Origin of the sequence: Comamonas kerstersii (assembly GCF_002056725.1) — a bacterium.
Classification (GTDB): Bacteria; Pseudomonadota; Gammaproteobacteria; order Burkholderiales; family Burkholderiaceae_C; genus Comamonas; species Comamonas kerstersii.
In genome coordinates, this window is sequence record NZ_CP020121.1 from 118,180 (window position 1) to 137,138 (window position 18,959).

General features: G+C 60.6%; 16 protein-coding genes. 10 read left to right on the plus strand and 6 right to left on the minus strand.

The window, feature by feature from the left end:
- Nucleotides 1-98: 98 nt before the first annotated feature.
- The 3 genes from aat (at nucleotide 99) to B5M06_RS00575 (ending at nucleotide 2,469) form a co-directional block, all read left to right on the plus strand.
- On the plus strand, nucleotides 99-839 hold the full coding sequence (gene aat / locus B5M06_RS00565; protein WP_054064957.1) for a leucyl/phenylalanyl-tRNA--protein transferase: 741 nt from the start codon (nucleotides 99-101) through the stop codon (nucleotides 837-839).
- 5 nt (nucleotides 840-844) lie between these two features.
- A complete protein-coding gene (locus tag B5M06_RS00570) occupies nucleotides 845-1,579 on the plus strand; it encodes an arginyltransferase (RefSeq protein ID WP_054064956.1) in 735 nt (244 codons plus the stop codon).
- Between the two features lie 92 nt (nucleotides 1,580-1,671).
- Complete coding sequence (locus tag B5M06_RS00575) at nucleotides 1,672-2,469, plus strand: IclR family transcriptional regulator (protein ID WP_054064955.1); 798 nt, start codon at nucleotides 1,672-1,674, stop codon at nucleotides 2,467-2,469.
- A gap of 75 nt (nucleotides 2,470-2,544) precedes the next feature.
- On the opposite strand, the gene B5M06_RS00580 is transcribed toward B5M06_RS00575, so the two are convergent.
- Both B5M06_RS00580 and B5M06_RS00585 read right to left on the minus strand, forming a co-directional pair.
- The gene (locus tag B5M06_RS00580) at nucleotides 2,545-3,222 is read right to left on the minus strand and encodes an HAD family hydrolase (RefSeq protein ID WP_054064954.1); all 678 of its coding nucleotides are present in this window, start codon (nucleotides 3,220-3,222) and stop codon (nucleotides 2,545-2,547) included.
- Nucleotides 3,223-3,380: 158 nt separating this feature from the next.
- Nucleotides 3,381-3,827, minus strand: a complete 447-nt coding sequence (locus tag B5M06_RS00585; RefSeq protein WP_054064953.1) for a MerR family transcriptional regulator — start codon at nucleotides 3,825-3,827, stop codon at nucleotides 3,381-3,383.
- Nucleotides 3,828-3,869: 42 nt separating this feature from the next.
- Between B5M06_RS00585 and B5M06_RS00590 the strand changes: the two genes are divergently transcribed.
- From B5M06_RS00590 to pntB, 6 genes are all read left to right on the plus strand, one after another.
- Complete coding sequence (locus B5M06_RS00590; RefSeq protein WP_054064952.1) at nucleotides 3,870-5,849, plus strand: heavy metal translocating P-type ATPase; 1,980 nt, start codon at nucleotides 3,870-3,872, stop codon at nucleotides 5,847-5,849.
- An 89-nt stretch (nucleotides 5,850-5,938) separates the two neighbouring features.
- The gene (locus tag B5M06_RS00595) at nucleotides 5,939-6,565 is read left to right on the plus strand and encodes a YitT family protein (protein WP_054064964.1); all 627 of its coding nucleotides are present in this window, start codon (nucleotides 5,939-5,941) and stop codon (nucleotides 6,563-6,565) included.
- Between the two features lie 63 nt (nucleotides 6,566-6,628).
- Complete coding sequence (locus tag B5M06_RS00600; protein WP_054064951.1) at nucleotides 6,629-7,126, plus strand: DUF411 domain-containing protein; 498 nt, start codon at nucleotides 6,629-6,631, stop codon at nucleotides 7,124-7,126.
- A 33-nt stretch (nucleotides 7,127-7,159) separates the two neighbouring features.
- The gene (locus B5M06_RS00605; RefSeq protein ID WP_054064950.1) at nucleotides 7,160-8,359 is read left to right on the plus strand and encodes a leucine-rich repeat-containing protein kinase family protein; all 1,200 of its coding nucleotides are present in this window, start codon (nucleotides 7,160-7,162) and stop codon (nucleotides 8,357-8,359) included.
- A gap of 586 nt (nucleotides 8,360-8,945) precedes the next feature.
- Nucleotides 8,946-10,556, plus strand: coding sequence for a Re/Si-specific NAD(P)(+) transhydrogenase subunit alpha (locus B5M06_RS00610; RefSeq protein WP_054064949.1), 1,611 nt, complete (start codon nucleotides 8,946-8,948; stop codon nucleotides 10,554-10,556).
- A gap of 27 nt (nucleotides 10,557-10,583) precedes the next feature.
- Complete coding sequence (gene pntB / locus B5M06_RS00615; protein WP_054064948.1) at nucleotides 10,584-11,993, plus strand: Re/Si-specific NAD(P)(+) transhydrogenase subunit beta; 1,410 nt, start codon at nucleotides 10,584-10,586, stop codon at nucleotides 11,991-11,993.
- A 65-nt stretch (nucleotides 11,994-12,058) separates the two neighbouring features.
- Here pntB and B5M06_RS00620 read toward each other — a convergent pair whose 3' ends face one another.
- Entirely contained in the window at nucleotides 12,059-13,501 is a 1,443-nt protein-coding gene (locus B5M06_RS00620) for a putative bifunctional diguanylate cyclase/phosphodiesterase (protein WP_054064947.1), read from the minus strand.
- Nucleotides 13,502-13,786: 285 nt separating this feature from the next.
- Nucleotides 13,787-14,623 (minus strand): MetQ/NlpA family ABC transporter substrate-binding protein, encoded by an 837-nt coding sequence (locus B5M06_RS00625; protein ID WP_054064946.1) that lies wholly within the window; start codon nucleotides 14,621-14,623, stop codon nucleotides 13,787-13,789.
- Nucleotides 14,624-14,793: 170 nt separating this feature from the next.
- On the opposite strand from B5M06_RS00625, the gene B5M06_RS00630 reads away from it, so the two are divergent.
- Entirely contained in the window at nucleotides 14,794-15,804 is a 1,011-nt protein-coding gene (locus B5M06_RS00630; protein ID WP_054064945.1) for a P1 family peptidase, read from the plus strand.
- Nucleotides 15,805-15,917: 113 nt separating this feature from the next.
- On the opposite strand, the gene B5M06_RS00635 is transcribed toward B5M06_RS00630, so the two are convergent.
- Together B5M06_RS00635 and ettA are read right to left on the minus strand one after the other, a co-directional pair.
- Entirely contained in the window at nucleotides 15,918-16,835 is a 918-nt protein-coding gene (locus B5M06_RS00635; RefSeq protein WP_417034954.1) for a Bug family tripartite tricarboxylate transporter substrate binding protein, read from the minus strand.
- Nucleotides 16,836-17,083: 248 nt separating this feature from the next.
- Nucleotides 17,084-18,745, minus strand: a complete 1,662-nt coding sequence (gene ettA / locus B5M06_RS00640; protein WP_054064943.1) for an energy-dependent translational throttle protein EttA — start codon at nucleotides 18,743-18,745, stop codon at nucleotides 17,084-17,086.
- Nucleotides 18,746-18,959 lie beyond the last annotated feature (214 nt).

An 18,959-nucleotide genomic window follows, 5' to 3' on the forward strand; every position in this document is an offset into this window, starting at 1 on the left:
CACTGTAGGAACTGCTCTGCATTGACGCAGCAATGACCTTATCCATTGATGTAAGTACACACCTATCAACGCTCTCTACCAAGATTTTCTATCAAGTAATGCAAGCACTGACCTGGCTCGATGCCGATGATCCCTTCCCTCCCGTCGAAGCTGCCTGGGGGGATGACAGCCCCATGCCTGGCCTGCTGGCAGCCGGCGGCACGCTCGATGCTGAGCACCTGAAGGAGGCCTACCGCAACGGTATTTTTCCGTGGTTCAGCCCCGGACAGCCCAACCTCTGGTGGTCACCCGACCCACGCATGGTGCTGTGCCCCGAGGAATTCCGCCTGCACCCCTCACTGCGCAGGACGCTACGCAAGTTTCTGCGCACACCCGGCTGTGAAGTGCGCATCGACACCAGCTTTCGCCAGGTCATGCAGCACTGTGCAAACACCGCACGCCCGGGGCAGGATGGCACCTGGATCGTGCCCAACATCATCGACGCTTATTGCGGTCTGCACGCGCAGGGTCTGGCCCACAGCGTAGAAACCTGGATCGATGGCCAGCTCGTCGGCGGTCTGTACTGCGTGGCGCTCGGCCAGGCCGTGTATGGGGAGTCCATGTTTGCCCATGTGAGCGATGCATCCAAAATCGCCCTTGCTGCACTGGTGGCCCTGTGCCGCCACCATGGGGCCACGCAGATCGACTGCCAGCAGGCGACAGCACATCTGGCATCACTGGGTGCCCGCGAGCGCCCCCGTGCCGAATTTCTGGCAGAAGCTGCTCGCCAGCAGCAGCACCCAGCCATGGACTGGCAACTGCACCCCATATACTGGGAGCGACTCGGTATCTCCCTTTGATACGCATGACGCAGCTCAACGATCTGCCGCACTACCAATTGCAGTTCTATGCCACAGCCCCCTACCCCTGCAGCTATCTGCCAGGGCTGGAGGCCCGTTCGCAGGTTGCCGTGCCCAGCCATCTGATTCAGTCAGAGGTCTACTCGGCGCTGGTGGCACGCGGTTTTCGCCGCAGTGGCATGTTTACCTACCGGCCTTACTGCAGCCAGTGCCAGGCCTGCCAGCCTCTGCGTGTGCTGGCGCAGGAATTCCACCCCAACCGCAGCCAGCGCCGCGCCTACAGGCAGCACCAGCATCTGCAGGCCACGGTGCACAACCTGCATTTTTCGCCCGAGCACTATGCGCTGTACCAGCGCTACCAGCATGCACGCCACAGCGGCGGCGGCATGGACCAGGACAACACCGAGCAATACACGCAGTTCCTGCTGCAAAGCCGTGTCGAGACGCGGCTGGTGGAATTTCGCGACCCCACGGCAGATGGCGCGCTGCGCATGGTCTCCATCATCGACTACCTGGAAGACGGCCTGTCTGCGGTCTACACCTTCTACGAGCCTGATGCACAGGCCAGCTACGGCACCTTCAACGTGATGTGGCAGATTGCCTATGCGCGCAGCCTGGGCCTGCCCTATGCCTACCTGGGCTACTGGATTGAGCAGTCCCCCAAGATGCGCTACAAGGCACTGTTTCACCCCCACGAGGTGCTGCGCGACAGGCAGTGGCAGCGTATGAACAAACCCTGAGCTGCGCGCAAGCCGTGCACCCCCAACGCCACAGATGTATCCAACACCCGTAGCACGAGGCTAGAATCCGGCCATCTTGTCTTGGATTTCACATGAAGAAAAACGATCTCGACACCACGCCCGCCAAACCCAGTGTTCAAGTGCTAGAGCGCATGTTTGTCCTGATCGACGTTCTGGCCGCCCGTGAAGAAGCCGTGTCGCTCAAGGAAATCAGCGAGAAGACGGGTTTGCACCCCTCCACCGCCCACCGCATCCTCAATGATCTGGCTGCAGGCCGCTTCGTAGACCGCCCGGAATCCGGCAGCTACCGCCTGGGCATGCGCTTTCTGGAACTGGGCAATCTGGTCAAGGCCCGCCTGAGCGTGCGCGAAACCGCACTGCCCGGCATGCGCCAGCTGCACAAGCTGATCCAGCAGCCCGTCAATCTCAGCGTGCGCCAGGGTGATGAAATCGTCTATGTGGAGCGTGCCTACAGCGAGCGCTCGGGCATGCAGGTGGTGCGCGCCATTGGCGGTCATGCACCGCTGCACCTGACCTCCAACGGCAAGCTGTTCCTGTCCGTCGATGAGCCCCAGCGTGTGCGCGCCTACGCCATGCGCACGGGTCTGGCGGGTAATACGCACAACAGCATCACCCAGCTGCCTGTGCTGGAGCGCGAGCTGCAAAAGATTCGCGACACCGGCGTCGCCTACGACAACGAGGAGCTGGAGCTGGGCGTGCGATGCATGGCCGCTGGCATCTATGACGACCAGGCCAAGCTGATTGCCGCCCTGTCGATTTCCGCCCCCGCCGATCGCCTGGACGAAGGCTGGCTGCCCAAGCTGCAGAGCACGGCCTATGAAATTTCGCAGGCACTGGGCTACCGAGGTCCTGAGCCTACCTGGCGCTGAGTCTCCCCAAAAAAGCCTCAGGTCTTTCCTCACACACAACCCACCTTGCGCGGGTTGTGCTGCTGGCAGCCGTTCTTAAAAGCTGGCCAGCTGCTGCAGCGATGGGTAGTCCGTAAATGCCAGCGCCTGCGGATACTCACGCACCCGTGGCGTGCCAAAGCCTGCGGAAAACCACACAAAGCGCACACCGGCCGCATCCGCGCAGGCTGCATCCACATGGGTGTCGCCAAAGTACAGCGCATCCTGCGGCGGCACATGCAGCTGCGACAGGGTATGCAACAGTGGGTCTGGCGCAGGCTTGGGGATACCGCAGGTGTCACGCCCGGTGACGGCATCGAACAAGGGCAAGATGCCCGCTGCTTCCAGACCATGGATGGCCAGGTCGTACTGCTTGTTGGTGCACACAGCCAGGGCAATGCCGCGCTCGTGCACGTACTGCAGCCATTCGCGCACACCCTCATACAGCGGTGCACTGCCCGCTGGGCGCTCGGCATAAAAGCGCTCGAACAGCGCCCCCAGCTGTGCACGCCCGGTGGGCGGCAGCGGCACGCCACGGTCAATCAGCACATCGGCCATCAGATCAGCCGCCGTGCCAAACATATTGGGCATGCGATAGCCCTCGGGCAAAGGGCCATGGCCCAGGTGCTCCAGGGTCTGGCTGGCAGCATGCACGATGACCTGCTCGGTATTGAGCAAAGTGCCATCCATATCAAACACCATGGCTCGCACGCCACGCCAATCCATGTCCTGCATGTCTTCTCTTTCTCCCGTGCCAGCCAGGCAGACGGGTTCAAAAATTAAAAAGTAGAGCGGCTTGCGCTCACCCCTACTGTATTTGAAATAGTTTTCTATTTGAAATGCTCGTATTTCAAGCGCAAGGCGCTTTTATTTTGAAAGCATTCAAGCTGCGCTCACACATGCCGCTTGACCTGCGTGCCAGGCTCAGGCCGCGTGTCCTGCTCGGCCTGGGCATGCAGGGCTGCAATCAGATTGCAGTGCGGCTGCCTGCCATCGCACAGGTTTTTCAGGGACTGCAGCGCCTTTTCCAGCGCACGCAGCTCCGCCAGCCGCTGCCGCACATGCTGCAGGTGGGCGCTGATGGTGGCCGTGGCAGCATGGCAGTCATCAGGCTTTTGCCCGTCCAGCGCCAGCAGGATGCGCACCTCGTCCAGCGACATGTCCATGGCTCGGCACATGCGGATAAAGCGCAGCCGGTGCAGATCGGCCTCGGTATAGAGGCGATAGTCGTTTTCCTGCCGCATGGCCGGTGCCAGCAGGCCCTGTTTTTCGTAGTAGCGAATATTGGCAGCCGACACGCCGGTGCGTTGTGCCGCTTCTCCTATGCGCAATGCTGTCATGGGGCTTGACCTTGAAGTGACTTTCAACTTTCCAATCATGGCATGAACGATAAACACCTCCCCTGCTGCACCTCTCAAGCCCATGCGCACGACGATGCACATGCACACTCCCATGCAGATGCGAACGACCACGGCCACGACCACGGCGTACTGCCCGGCTGGCCCCGCATCAGCGCCGCACTGCTCTTTGCACTGCTGGCCGAAGCGGCGCACTGGTTCACCCCGCAGTACCCGGCGCTGCACTATGCAGGCATGGCACTGGCCGTGCTGGCCATTGGGCTGGCCGGCCTGGGGGTCTACAAATCTGGCCTGAAAAGCCTGTGGCGGCTGCAGCTGGGCATCCATGCCCTGATGGCCGTGGCCGTAACCGGCGCTTTTCTGATTGGCCAGTGGCCCGAGGCTGCCATGGTCATGGCCCTGTACGCCGCGGCCGAGCGCATTGAAGACCAGGCCATGGACCGCGCACGGCTGGCCATCCGCGCGCTGCTGCAGCTGGCCCCCGACACAGCGCAGGTGGTGCAGTCCGATGGCAGCAGCATCACCATGCCCACGGCCGAAGTACCGGCTGGCGCCACGGTACGCGTGGCTCCGGGTGCACGCATTCCGCTGGATGGCAGCATCACCGCTGGCCACAGCAGCGTGAACCAGGCCCCCATCACCGGTGAGAGCGTGCCCGTAGACAAGGCCCCGGGCGATGCCGTCTGGGCAGGCAGCATCAACCAGGAAGCCGAGCTGCAGGTCCAGGTGACGGCCGCCACGGCAGACTCCATGCTGGCGCGCATCGTCCGCGCCGTGGAGCAGGCACAGGCCCGCAAGGCCCCGACCCAGCGTTTTGTCGATCGGTTTGCCGCTATTTACACCCCCATCGTCATGCTGCTGGCCATTGGCCTGGCAGTGATCGCACCGCTGTTCTGGGGCTGGGGCTGGCTGAACGCCATCTACCAGGCCCTGGCCTTGCTGGTGATTGCCTGCCCCTGTGCACTGGTGCTGTCCACACCAGTCACCGTGGTCAGCGCCCTCACCAGCGCAGCGCGCCAGGGTGTGCTGCTCAAAGGCGGCAGCAGCCTGGAAGCTGCACGCCTGCTGCGTACCGTTGCGCTGGACAAGACCGGCACACTCACCACCGGCAAGCCTGCGCTGGTGGACTGGCAGCTGCTGACGACCACCGTACCTGCACCCCAGGCCATGCAACTGGCATGGAGCCTGGCATCGCGCTCTGACCACCCGGTCTCCCGAGCCATTGCGCTGGGGCTGCAAGAGCAGATCACTGCCAGCAGCGAGGCTGAAGCACTGCTGGCCCTGCCTGGCCGTGGTGTGCAGGCCCGCATTCAGGGCCAGACCTATTACCTGGTCAATCTGCGCTGGGCACAGGAGCAGCAGCTGGACAGCCCCGCACTGCAGGCTGCCATCACCGCCCACACCCAGCAGGGCCGCAGCGTCAGCCTGCTGGCAACCGCCACCGAGGTCCTGGCCCTGTTTGCCGTGGCCGACCGCCTGCGCCCCGAAGCTGCAGAAGCTGTAGCCCAGCTGCAGGCCATGGGCATTACACCCGTCATGCTCAGTGGCGACCATCCCGATGCGGTGCGTGCCATTGCAGCGCAGGCAGGCATCACACAGGCTCAGGGCGGTCTGCTGCCGCAAGACAAGCTCCAGCAGCTACAAGCCCTGCAGCAGCAAGGCGCAGTCGGCATGGTGGGCGATGGCATCAACGATGCACCTGCGCTGGCGCAGGCCGACATGGGCTTTGCCATGGGCGGCGCACACAGCACGGGCATGGCCATGGAAACCGCAGACGTGGTGCTCATGAACGACGACCTGCGCCGCATTCCCGCCACCATTGAACTGTCTCGCCGCGCACACGTGGTGCTGTGGCAGAACATTGCGCTGGCCCTATCTATCAAGGCTGCCTTTTTTGGACTGGCGCTGGCCGACAGCGCCAGCATGTGGCTGGCGGTACTGGCAGACATGGGCGTGAGCCTGCTGGTGGTAGCCAACGGGCTGCGCTTGCGCCGCATCGAATAAGCACACAAAAAACGAGCGCAATCGCAGTTGGGGTTGCATAATCCTCGCGCTTTTACCGATTGACGCTCAAAAAAAATACTCTACCAACCATGCGCTCCGCCTCTACAGCTTCCACCCCGCCCCAGCCTCTGCCACACACGCCGCTGGAAGATGCGGCAGCCATACTGACCGGTGTGCTGCTGGTCTCGGTCGGCGTGATCCTGTTCAAGCAGGCAGGGCTGGTGACAGGTGGCATGGCAGGTCTGGCATTTGCGCTGGACTACGCGACCGACTGGAGTTTTGGTCTGTGGTTTTTTGTGCTGAACCTGCCCTTTTACTGGCTGGCGATTCGCAAGATGGGCCTGGCCTTTACGCTCAAGACATTTGCCGCGGTGGGGCTGCTGTCGCTGACGTCTGAACTGCAGTCCTACTATGTCCACATTGACATGGTGCAGCCCGCCTATGCCGCCCTCGTTGGCGGCATGCTCATGGGCATGGGCATGCTGGTGCTGTTTCGCCACCGCTGCAGCCTGGGTGGCTTTGGCATTACGGCGCTGTATCTGCAGGAGCGCTGCGGCTGGCGTGCTGGCTATGTGCAGATGACATTGGACTGCCTGGTCCTGCTCAGCGCCTTTTTCATCGTGGATCTGGAACGTGCCCTGTGGTCTGTCGTAGCAGCACTGACGCTGAACCAGGTCCTCTCCATGAACCATCGCCCTGGTCGCTACGGGGGCTGAATATCTACCCATGCTTGATCTGCCGCGTAGTACAGACCTGCACACAGCTGCGAGAATCCGCTCATGACTGCACACACATCCCTTTCTCGCCGCAGCGCTTTGCTGCATGCCACGGCTGCTGCAGCCGCACTGGTCGCTCCGTCGCTGTGGGCTGCCTCCCCCTCACGCATCCCGGTTGAGGTCTGGAAAGACCCCAGCTGCGGCTGCTGCCAAGACTGGATTGATCATCTGCAAGCCAATGGCTTTGCCGTACAGATCCACCACGGCGGCAACAATGCCGTGCGCGCCAAGCTGGGGCTACCGCCAGAGCTGGGTTCCTGTCATACGGCGCTGGTGGGAGGCTATGTGGTCGAAGGCCATGTGCCCGCAGCCGATGTGCACAAGCTACTGCAGCAAAAGCCCAAGGCGCTCGGCATTACCGTGCCTGGCATGCCCATTGGCAGCCCTGGCATGGACGGCGCCGTCTATGGCGGCCGCAAGGATCCCTATGACGTACTCCTCGTGACCAAGCGCATGCTGGGCAGCGGCGTCAGCACCTCGGTCTTTACCAGCTACCGCTAAGCCATCTGGCGCCCGCACTACACTGGCGCCCGCATGCATACCCTTGAAGACTTAGAAAGCGGCGCGCTGGCTGGTGCGCGCCATGTACGACTGACCCATCTGGGCCTCAGCCACTTCCCCCGCCAGTTGCTGGATCTGGCTGACACGCTGGAAATCCTGGACCTGTCCGGCAACCAGCTCACGGCCCTACCCAATGAACTGGCGCACTTTCCACAGCTGCGCATTCTGTTTGCCTCCTGCAACCCATTCACCGAACTGCCCCGTGTGCTCGGCCAGTGCCCGCAGCTGGAGATGGTGGGGTTCAAGGCCTGCCAGATTCAGCATGTACCCGCAGACAGCCTGCCACCCCGGCTGCGCTGGCTGATTCTGACCGACAACCAGATCAGCCAGCTGCCCGACAGCCTGGGCCAGCGCCCACGGCTGCAAAAGCTCATGCTCTCGTGCAACCAGCTGCATGCACTGCCCGATCTGTCTGGCTGCACGCGTCTGGAGCTGCTGCGCATCGCCAGCAACTGCTTCACCACACTGCCAGACAGCCTGCTCACGCTGCCTGCACTGGCCTGGCCTGCAGTGGCAGGCAACCCCATGACACAAAAAAGTGAGCTATCAGCGCTTGCTGCATCTGCACAAACGGCCATTTTTTATCAAAATCTGCAACTGCATGAACTGCTGGGTGAAGGTGCCAGCGGCCACATCTACCGCGCCACGGTCAAAGGCAGCCATCAGCCGCTGGCTCTCAAAGTGTTCAAGGCATCGGCCACCAGTGATGGCACGCCGCAGTCAGAACTGGCAGCCGGGCTGGCAGCCGGGGCTCACCCCCACTTGCTCACACCGCTAGCCGCCGTGCATGGCCACCCTGAAGGCAAGCTTGCCATGGCGCTGCCACTGCTTCCCACCGGATATGTGAATCTGGCCGGACCACCCAGCTTTACCAGCTGCACGCGCGATGTCTATGCGCCTGACACGCATTTCAGCCCACAGACTGCCACCCGCCTGCTGGAGTGCGTGCACAGCGCCATCACCCATCTGCACGCCCACGGCATCGTGCATGGTGACATCTACGCCCACAACATCCTGTATGAACCCACCACGGGCAACGCACTGCTCAGTGACCTGGGCGCTGCCGTGCTGACGCGGGATCTGCCCATGACCGTCACTGAACAACTGCAGGCCATGGAGTGGCGTGCCTTCGCCATTCTGGAAGCGGAAGTGCAGACCCGCATCCGGACTTAAAAGCCCGCACTTGAAAAAATGGCCGCCCGAAAGCGGCCCAAGTACTTTCTTCCGTTGCAAAACTGGTGCTTCAACCCAAGCACCGAAATGGTGCGCAAAGTATCCCGTGTTCTGCCAGCGAATCCAACCAATAAAAAGCTCTCAGCTTATTGCTATCTAAGCTAAGACCTTGCCTGCATCTGCGCACACAGGGCATTTCCTACGTGCGCGAACGCGGCAAAAGGCCTTCAATTGTCGCAACAAAGACATTGATACATCTTGTTTAGATAATGCACATATCGCAGACAGCGCAAGCAAGCACTTGCACGCGCATGGTGCACGCCGCCAAAAACATCTCCAAAACAGTGCATTTACGAGAGAAATGCACAAATCCTGTTCATTTTTTGCATGTCACGCCTCAAAACAGTGCATCCAAACGAGATAGGCACCATCCGAAAGCACGGTGACAAAGGCTTGTAGGATGCGCCCAAGGAATGCTTGCATGACTTCATGCGAGTTACGCATAAGAAGGCATCCGCGATACGCAGGATTCTTGCGCGCCATGACGCGCACCTGACAACGTTTACAAAATTCTGGAGGTCTACCCATGACTGACGCCTCTCACTCCACGCCCCAGCGCATTGGCGTGCCTCGGGAAACGTTTCCCCTGGAAAAGCGCGTAGCTACCGTGCCCGAGGTGGTGGAAAAGCTGATCAAGCTGGGCTTTGAAGTCGTCATCGAAAGCGGTGCTGGCGAGCCAGCGCAGTTCAGCGACGACAGCTACCGCGCCGCAGGTGCCAGCGTCGTGGGCAGCGCCGCCGAGCTGTGGGCTGCCGCCGACATCGTGCTCAAGGTCCGCGGCCCCAGCAGCGAAGAAGTGGCGCTGATTCGACCTGGCACCACCATCATCAGCTTCATCTGGCCTGCCCAGCACCCCGAGCTGATGCAGCAACTGGCCGACAAGCAAGCCACCGTGCTGGCCATGGACTGCCTGCCCCGCACGCTCAGCCGCGCGCAGAAGATGGACGCGCTGACCTCTACCGCCGGTGTCTCAGGCTACCGCGCCGTGATTGAAGCGGCCAACGCCTTTGGCCGCTACTTCAACGGTCAGATCACCGCTGCGGGCAAGGTGCCTCCGGCCAAGGTGTTCGTCGCGGGTGCCGGTGTAGCCGGTCTGGCTGCCATTGGCACGGCCGCCAATCTGGGCGCCATCGTGCGTGCCAACGACACACGTGCCGAAGTGGCCGACCAGGTCAAGTCGCTCGGCGGCGAGTTCATCAAGGTGGACTACGAAGAAGACGGCTCCGGCGGTGGTGGCTACGCCAAGGTGATGAGCGAGGGCTTCCAGGCAGCGCAGCGCCAGATGTACGCAAGCCAGGCCAAGGATGCCGACATCATCATCACCACGGCCCTGATCCCCGGCAAGCCTGCGCCACGCCTGATCACCGAAGAGATGGTCAAGAGCATGAAGCCCGGCAGCGTCATCGTAGACATGGCGGCCGAGCAAGGCGGCAACTGTGAACTGACGGTGCGCGATGAAGCCGTAGTACGCCATGGCGTGACCATCATTGGCTATACCGACCTAGCTTCGCGCCTGGCCAAGCAGTCGTCCACGCTGTACGCCACCAACTTGCTGCGCCTGATCGAAGAGCTGTGCAAGGCCAAGGACGGCAAGGCTTTCGTGAACATGGAAGACGATGCCATCCGTGGCCTGACGGTCATCAAGGACGGCGCCATCACCTGGCCAGCGCCACCGCTCAAAACTCAGCCTGCCCCTGCGCCCAAGCCTGCCACAGCGCCTGCTGCTGCCGAGAAAAAGTCCGCCCATGGTCACGGCAGCGCCGGCCCGCTGCCTGCCAAGACACTGGCCATCATTTTCGCCATCGCTGCAGTCGCTTTCTGGTTCGTCGGTGCCTATGCGCCCGAGGCCTTCCTGGGCCACTTCACCGTGTTCGTGCTGGCCTGCTTTATTGGCTACATGGTGGTGTGGAACGTCACGCCTGCGCTGCACACGCCACTGATGAGCGTGACCAATGCCATCTCCTCCATCATCGCCATTGGCGCGCTGGTGCAGATTGCTTCGCCCGCCGCAGGCACCGATGGCCGCCCTGACAGCCTGATTACCTGGCTGGCCTTTGCCGCACTGGTGCTCACGGCCATCAACATGTTCGGTGGCTTTGCCGTGACCCGTCGCATGCTGGCCATGTTCCGCAAGTAAGAAGAACGATAAGAAGGAAGCATTTCAATGTCTCAAAGTCTTGCAACCATGGCCTATCTGGGAGCGGCCATTTTGTTCATCCTGAGTCTGGGCGGTCTGTCCAACCCAGAAACCTCGCGCCGGGGTAATCTCTTTGGCATGCTGGGCATGGCGATTGCCATCCTGGCGACCGTGTTCGGCCCGCGCGTCACCACGGACGGCATTGCCTGGATCGTGGCGGCCCTGGTCATTGGCGGTGGCATTGGCATTTATGCCGCCAAGGTCGTGAAGATGACCCAGATGCCCGAGCTGGTCGCGCTGATGCACAGCCTGGTCGGCCTAGCCGCCTGTCTGGTGGGTTTTGCCAGTTATGTGGACACATCGCTGCATCTGGAAGGCGCAGAAAAAATCATCCATGAAGTGGAAATCTACGTGGGTATTCTGATTGGCGCCGTGACCTTCTCCGGCTCCCTGATTGCCTTTGGCAAGCTCAACGGCAAGATCGGCGGCAAGCCCTTGCTGCTGCCTGCACGCCACTGGCTGAACCTGGTGGCACTACTGGTCGTGATCCACTTTGGCCGTGAATTCATCAACGCGCCTTCCGTAGAAGCTGGCATGCCTGCGCTGATCATCATGACCGTGATCGCCCTGCTGTTCGGCATTCACATGGTGATGGCCATTGGCGGTGCAGACATGCCCGTGGTGGTGTCCATGCTCAACAGCTACTCCGGCTGGGCCGCAGCAGCCACCGGCTTCATGCTGAGCAACGACCTGCTGATCGTGACCGGCGCGCTGGTGGGCTCCTCCGGTGCCATCCTGAGCTACATCATGTGCAACGCCATGAACCGCAACTTCATCAGCGTGATTGCGGGCGGTTTTGGCTCCGGCGCCCCCAAGGCAGCCGCTGGTGCAGCTGCTCAGCCCCAGGGTGAAGTCGTCGCAGTGAACAGCCAGGAAACGGCCGAGATGCTGCGCGACGCCAAGCGCGTGATCATCGTGCCCGGCTATGGCATGGCTGTGGCCCAGGCCCAGCACACCGTGTTTGAAATCACCAAGACCCTGCGTGAAAAAGGGGTCCAGGTGCAGTTCGCCATCCACCCTGTGGCAGGTCGCATGCCCGGCCACATGAATGTGCTGTTGGCCGAGGCCAAGGTGCCCTATGACATCGTCATGGAGATGGACGAAATCAACGAGGACTTCCCGGATGCCGACGTAGTCATCGTGATTGGTGCCAACGACATCGTGAACCCCTCGGCGGCCGAAGACCCCACCAGCCCCATCGCTGGCATGCCCGTGCTGGAAGTGTGGAAGGCCAAGCACACCATCGTGATGAAGCGCTCGATGGCTTCGGGTTATGCCGGTGTGGACAACCCACTGTTCTACAAGGACAACAACCGCATGCTGTTTGGCGATGCCAAGAAGATGCTGGACGAAGTGCTGACCGCCCTGCGCGGCTGAGCCTGAAGCTTCTGCAAATCCCCCAAAGTGCCTGAGGCCACAAGCCCAGGCGCTTTTTTCATTTTTTATGGCGCGGTCACGGGCGACTTCACTTGCGCTGTGCCGCTGGTGATACCTTCTGGAGAAGTCTGCAGTGACGCAGAAAGGTTGTGCTTGCGCACAAAGCTCACGAACTCCTGCAACGGCAGCGGTTTGCTGTACAGATACCCCTGAAAGCGTGGACAGCCATGCTCCATCAGAAAAGCCTGCTGCGCATCCTGCTCTATGCCTTCGGCCACCACATTCAGCGCCATGCTCTGCGCCAACCCCAGCAGGGTTTTCACAATGGCCGCACTGTTGTTGCCATGCGGCAGGTCAGACACAAACGAACGGTCAATCTTGAGCGTATGCAGGGGCAGCTGCCTCAGCCAGTGCAGCGATGAAAACCCCGTTCCGAAGTCATCGAGCGAAAAACGCAGGCCGCTGCGCTCGAGCAACTGCATCTTGTGCTGCAGATCGTCCATGTTCAGCGCCATCAGCGTCTCGGTCAGTTCCAGCTCCAGACGCCGTGGCTCTATGCCATGCTGCTGCACAGCACGCAGCACATCGGCCGTAAAGCTGTCCTGCCTGAACTGCGTCTGACTCACGTTCACGGCCAGTTCCAGCTGCGCCATCACCGGGTCTTTCTGCCACTTTTTCAGCTGCAGGCATGCCTGCTCCAGCACCCATTGCCCCAGCGGCGCCATCAGACCATTGCGCTCGGCATGGTGGATGAACACCGAAGGCATGAGCAAGCCATGCTGGGGATGCTGCCAGCGCAGCAGTACCTCTGCCCCTGTCACATGCATGCGCTGGTCCAGCTGGGGCTGAAAGTACAGCACAAACTCATGCTTGCGCAGCGCCTGCTGCAGCTCATGGTCCACATCGGCATGCAGCTTGGCATCAGAGTGCAGCACATGCAGCAGCAAGATGAACAGCAGCATGGCTGCGCCACCATTCATCCATTTGCCAAACACGCGCAGGCTATCGGGCAGGACCAATTCAGGAAACGGTGCCCATGGCAGTATCTCCAGCATCAGAAAAAGGCTCAAGCTCAGCACCGCCAGCCCCACGCTGAAGCCTGCGCGTGATTCACGAAACGCCATATAGGCGGCCACGGCCAGCGGGAGCAAAAACAGGTGGATGCTACGGCTGGCCTGCTCGGTCGGTGCATCAAATATCAGGGCCATGAGGCTGATCACGCCCACCATGGCCACAAACATCAGCGCTCCAAGCCCACCCGCACGGTGGCGTGCCTGCAGCCCGAAAGACACGGTAGCAAAGGCTTGCAGCAGCACGATGGCGAGCATCACCAGCCACATGCCATTGAGGGCAAAAAAAATGCTCCATGCCAGGCATTGGAGCGTCAGCGCACAAGCACCCAGCATCAGCGCCCGCTGCGCTCGGCGCTGCTCCACTGTGGCCAGATGCTCGGCACGCCAGTACATGCGCAATGTCTCCAGCGTCTTGGCCAACATTGAGCTGTGCATCACCACCTCCGCTCCCTGTTTTGTTTTCAAGATGTGCACAGATTCTGGGAATGCAGGACTGGCAAATCAAGCGTGAAACCCAGTATTTCGTGCCGCCCAATGACCTGTAACAAGGCTTTATGGGGAAATTCCTAAAAGGGAAAATCATGAGCAGTCAGTGTCTCCCAGGCCGCCTCAGGCACTGCCCGCAAGCAAAGAAGCTGCCCGCAGGCAGCTTCTTGGTACATGCGCCTCAAGTACTGCCCAAGCCTGCATCACGGCTGCGCAAGGCTGGGCAAGAGCGGCTTACTGCAGGAAAGCAGGCTTCATATAGCCCACAAACTTGGTGTCCACCACTTGCTTGAAGAAGTCAGAGCGGTAGGCGGCTGCCAGATCCTTGGCCCACTGGGTGTTTTCATTGCCGGTCTTCACGGCCACCACGTTCAGGTACAGATCAGGCGTTTTTTCCAGCACCACGGCCTCTTCCAGCTTCAGGCCCGAAGAGATGGCAAAGTTGCCGTTGACCACCACAAAGTCCGCATCTTCCAGCACGCGTGGCAGCTGGGCTGCATCCAGCGGCAGGAACTTGAGCTTGTACTTGTTTTCAGCCAGATCCAGCTCCGACACCCGCGCGGGGTTCACGCCGGGCTTGAGCTTGACCCAGCCAGCCTGCTCCAGCACCAGCAGGGCACGTGCCAGATTGCTGGGGTCGTTGGGCAAGGCTACGCTGGCACCGGTCTTGACGCCATCCAGGCTCTTGTGCTTCTTGGAATACACGCCCATGGGAGCCACAGGGCCTTGCACGATGGGCGTCAGGGCCAGCTTGCGATCCTTGGTGAACTGGTCAAAGTAGGCGCGGTGCTGGAAGAAGTTGGCGTCCAGCGAGCCATCAGCCAGCGCCAGATTGGGCTGCACATAGTCATTGAATTCAATGAGCTTGACGGTATAGCCCTGTGCCTTGAGCTGGGGCACGATGCCTTCTTGCAGCAGGTCATAGTTCGAGCCAGCGGTCGCACCGATCAGCAGATTTTTCTTGGCAGCGTCCTGCGCCATGGCAGGTACAGCCATCACACCAGCCAATGCCAGCAAAGCACCTGCAACTACGGCACGACGGCCAGCCTTCAAAGCAACGCGATCAGACATGCATACTCCCTTAAAAACAATGGTGTGCCCTGCGCCACAATGGCGGCCTGCACAGTCTGTTGATGGTATGGCAGTATGGGGGCAGTGCAGGCAAACCCTAAATACTGTTTTGAAAGCTGTTTATTCAGATTCCGAATAAATCCACCCAGCCTCCGTTTGGAAGTCACTCCATGCACGACGTACTTTTGCAGCACAGCGGCCATATCGCACAGGTTCAAGGCATCTCCGTCGGTCATTTCACCGACACGCGCCGCCCTACTGGCTGCAGTGTGGTGCTCTGTCCGGAAGGGGCTGTGGCCGGTGTCGATGTGCGCGGCGCAGCGCCCGGCACGCGTGAAACCGATCTGCTGCACCCCAGCAATCTGGTGCAGCAGGTGCATGGCGTCATGCTCTCGGGCGGCAGCGCCTGGGGGCTGGACGCCGCCACGGGCGCAGTGCGCTGGCTGGAAGAACAAGGTGCAGGTCTGGACATTGGCGTGGGCCGCATTCCACTGGTGCCAGCCGCTGTGCTGTTTGATGTGAAGCTGGGCGATATGCGCATCCGCCCAGATGCCGCAGCAGGCTATGCCGCCTGCCAGGCCGCCAGCCACGCACACCCCGCTGAAGGCTCGGTGGGCGCGGGTGCCGGCGCAGTGATCGGCAAGATTTTTGGCTGGCACCGCGCCATGAAAGCAGGCATTGGCACTGCCAGCTTCAGCGTGCACGGCGTGACCGTCGGGGCACTTGTGACCTGCAATGCGCTGGGTGATGTGTTCAACCCCTACACCGGTGCACTGATTGCCGGTGCGCGCACGGCCGATGGTCAGCAGCTGCTCAACGCGCGTGATGCCCTGCTGCGCGGTGAAGAGCCCCTGCCCATACTGGCTGGCAGCAACACCACGATTGGCGTGGTCGCCACCGATGCCATCCTCACCAAAGCCCAGGCCCACCGGCTGGCCGTGACAGCGCACGATGGACTGGCCCGCGCCATCAATCCGGTACACACCATGAGCGATGGCGACACCTTGTTTGCCCTGGCCACCGGCCAGTCCGGCAAGACGCTGGGCATGATGACGCTTTCCACACTGGCGGCCGAAGCCGTGGCCGTAGCCACCGCGCGTGCCGTGCTGCTGGCGCAGTCTGTGGAAGTCGCCGGTGAAGCACGCCTGCCCAGCTGGACAGACTGGCAAAAAGATTCATAAAAAAGAGCGGCTAGCGCTGATAAATCCTTGATTTCCAATGTTTTTCATAAGGAAACCAAGCAGTATCAAGCGTTAGCCGCTCCTAAAAATAAAGCTTCAAACCATTACATGCATCAATCCACAGTCGCACCTGATGCCTTGACCACAGGCGCCCATGTCTCAATTTCCTGCGCGATGAACTGACTGAAATCCTGTGGCGTATTCTTCTGCGCCACGGCACCCAGCTTGGCATAGGCCTGCTGTACTTCGGGCTTGTCAAACGCCGCGTTCATGGCCTGGTTGAGTTTCTCAATCACTTCCTTGGGCGTGCCCTTCGGAGCGATCAGACCGAACCATGAAGTCACATCAAACGGCGTCACACCGCTTTCTTCCAGCGTCGGCACATCGGGCGCAGATGCCGAGCGATTCCTGGTCGTCACCGCCAGCGCCTTGAGCTTGCCGGACTGCACATGCGGCCAGGAAGCGGGCATGTTGTCAAACATGAACTGCACCTGCCCACCGATCAGATCGGTCACCGCGGGAGCGCTACCCTTGTAGGGAATGTGCTGGGTCTTCAGGCCTGTGCGCACCTTGAACATTTCGGCCGCCATGTGGATGGAAGTGCCGCTGCCCGAAGAGGCATAGGCAATCTTGTCATTGTTGGCACGTGCCCACTCAATGAAGTCCGGCACATTGTTCACCGGCACGCTGGGGTGGACGACCAGAATATTGGGCACCTTGGCACCCAGCGCCACCGCATCAAAGTCACGATTCAGATCAAACTTGACGTTCGGATACAGCGTCTGGTTGATGGCACTGGTCACCGCCACAAACAGCAGGGTGTAACCATCAGGCTGTGCAGCCTTGACGGCTTCGGTCGCAATATTGCTGCCGCCACCGGGACGGTTTTCCACCACAAAAGGCTGGCCCAGACGTTCCGTCAGTTCCTTGGCCATGATGCGTGCCACCACGTCGGTCGTGCCACCTGCAGAGAAACCAACAACAATGCGCACGGGCTTGGTGGGATAGCTGTCCTGCGCAAAAACCGCCATGGTGCTGGCAGCCAGCAGGCCAACGCCCAGTTGTGCCAGGCGACGGCGTGAAACAAACACTGTCATTGAAAAATGCTCCCTATCTGTTTTTGATTGAGGTCAATTTTTCAATGTAGGTGCAGTGTCTCATTTTCCGATTCGGGGTTTCTCCCAAACCACTGGATTGACGAGCCCCCTGCTCGTGCGCAATCCGGTCGCAAAAAAGGCTCCCGAAGGAGCCTTCTGTCAGTCAGCGCTTATCGCACGAATTACTTCAGTGCCTTGTAGCGGAAGCGCTTGGGTGCAGCACCCTCTTCGCCCAGGCGACGCTTCTTGTCAGCTTCGTATTCCTGGTAGTTACCGTCGAAGAACACCCACTGCGAGTCGCCTTCGGCAGCCAGAATGTGGGTGGCGATACGGTCCAGGAACCAGCGGTCGTGGGAGATCACCAGCACGGTACCAGCGTACTCCAGCAGCGCATCTTCCAGGGCACGCAGAGTTTCCACGTCCAGGTCGTTCGAGGGTTCGTCCAGCAGCAGCACGTTGCCGCCCTGAATCAGGGTCTTGGCCAGGTGCAGACGGCCGCGCTCACCACCGGAGAGCATGCCCACCTTCTTCTGCTGGTCCTGACCGTTGAAGTTAAAGCGACCAGCGTAGGCACGCGAAGCCATCTGGAACTTGCCGATGTTCAGGATGTCCAGACCACCGGAGATGTCTTCCCACACGGTCTTTTCGTCAGCCAGGCTGTCACGCGACTGGTCCACGTAGGCGAGCTTGACGGTCTGGCCGATTTCCACCGTACCGGAATCAGGCTGTTCCTTGCCAGCGATCAGCTTGAACAGGGTCGACTTACCGGCACCGTTAGGGCCGATGATGCCGACGATCGCGCCTGCAGGAATGTTCATGGACAGGTTGTCGATCAGCAGACGATCGCCAAATGCCTTGGACACATTTTTGAACTCGATGACCTTGGAGCCCAGACGCTCGGCCACAGGAATGAAGATTTCCTGTGTCTCGTTGCGGCGCTGGTATTCGTAATCGCTCAATTCCTCAAAGCGTGCAATACGCGCCTTGGACTTGGCCTGGCGACCCTTGGCGTTCTGGCGCACCCACTCCAGCTCCTTCTTCAGGGCCTTGGCGCGTGCTTCTTCACCCTTTTGCTCCTGCTCCAGACGGTTCTGCTTCTGGATCAGCCATTCGGAGTAGTTGCCCTTGTAGGGAATGCCATGACCACGGTCCAGTTCCAAGATCCACTCAGCGGCGTTGTCCAGGAAGTAGCGGTCGTGGGTAATAGCCACCACAGTGCCAGAGAAGCGGTGCAGGAAGTGCTCCAGCCATTCCACGGATTCGGCGTCCAGGTGGTTGGTAGGCTCGTCCAGCAGCAGCATGTCAGGCTTGGACAGCAGCAGCTTGCACAGGGCCACGCGGCGCTTTTCACCACCGGAGAGCTTGCCGATCACAGCATCCCATGGTGGCAGGCGCAGCGCGTCAGCCGCGATTTCCAGCTGGTGCTCGGAGTCAGTACCTGCAGCAGCAATGATGGCTTCCAGCTTTGCCTGCTCGGCAGCCAGGGCGTCGAAGTCAGCATCTTCTTCTGCATAGGCGGCGTAGACCTCGTCCAGACGCTTGCGGGCGTTGTTCACCTCTGCCATGGCCTCTTCCACCGCTTCACGCACGGTGTGCTCAGGGTTGAGCTGTGGCTCCTGCGGCAGATAGCCGATAGACAGTCCCTGCATGGGGATGGCTTCGCCTTCGAACTCCTTGTCCACGCCCGCCATGATCTTCAGCAGCGAAGACTTACCAGAGCCGTTCAGGCCCAGCACGCCGATCTTGGCGCCCGGGAAGAAACTCAACGAAATGTCCTTCAAGATCTGGCGCTTGGGCGGCACAGTCTTGGACAGGTGGTTCATCGAAAAGACGTATTGAGCCATGTTTTTGTCAACAAATTCTTGTGAAAAATAAAAATTTGGCGCTTAGTTCACACGCGCCCCAACCACTGATTATCTCCGCATGCGACAATATCCTTAGTCAGGGGCTCCAGTTACCCCTTGACATCAGCATTTCAGCTGGGGACCCCACTCGCCAACCCAAGCGATCCGGCTCCCAACTCCTGTGAATCTCATCCGCCTACGACTGGCTCAGCAC